1 protein-coding gene is annotated in these 761 nt (G+C 64.3%); it reads right to left on the bottom strand.

Annotated features, from left to right (window positions below; all coding sequences use genetic code 11):
* Window positions 1-97: 97 nt before the first annotated feature.
* Window positions 98-761 (bottom strand): aryl-sulfate sulfotransferase (locus tag K3F48_RS23850; RefSeq protein ID WP_222577921.1); only part of this gene is annotated, 664 nt, incomplete at its 5' end.

Here is a 761-nt window from a genome sequence, read left to right as displayed (position 1 = left end):
ATAGCCGACATTCTGAACGCGCCCTTCGACGATGATGCGCGTGACGCGCGTCTCGACTGTCACAGCGTCAGGCAATGAATCCTCCCTGGCTCGTTCGTCATCTCGCGGAGAAGAGTCGAAAGGCGACATTCTCCGGGGGCGTCACCGACGCCTCGGAATGCGGCGTTCCCGCCGGAGCCCAGTCATAAGGAACCGGCTGCGCGCGATAGACGCTGTAATCCAGCGTCGGCCGGCCGGTCTCCGCATCGACGCCGCGGCGCGGATAGGGATTCACATATTCCCAGACGATCTCGCCCGCCGGCGTCACCTGGAAGAAGCGGCCGAACTGCCCTTCGTCGATGAAAGTGTTGCCGTTGGGCAGGCGTCGCGCATTGCTGATATGCGTGCTGCGGAAGGTGTAGTCGGGCCGGCCGGAGCTCGCGCCGGTATATTGCCAGACGATCTCCTTGGTGACCGGATCGATCTCGAGCACGCGCGATCCGCCGATGAAAGGCAGCGCCGCGCGCGGATAGCCGGCCTCGCCCTGATTATCGAAGACGAGAAGATTGCCGGCGCCCGGAAGTCCCTTCGGAATGATATGGGCGTCGTGCTGGCCGGAGATCTGATCGACCGGGCGCGGAACCTTGCGGGAAGACGCCAGCGCCGGCGCCGGCGGAAAATGCGGGCCGAGCGTCCAGGCGATCTTGCGTGTCTTGCGGTCGACGACGGCGATGAAATTCGCATTGCGCGCGTCGAAGATCAGATTGTCCGGGGCAAAGCGC

Source organism: Methylosinus sp. Sm6, from assembly GCF_019802345.1.
GTDB lineage: Bacteria > Pseudomonadota > Alphaproteobacteria > Rhizobiales > Beijerinckiaceae > Methylosinus.
The sequence above is the reverse complement of the archived record's forward strand: the minus strand, read 5'-3'. Positions and strand labels throughout refer to the sequence as shown.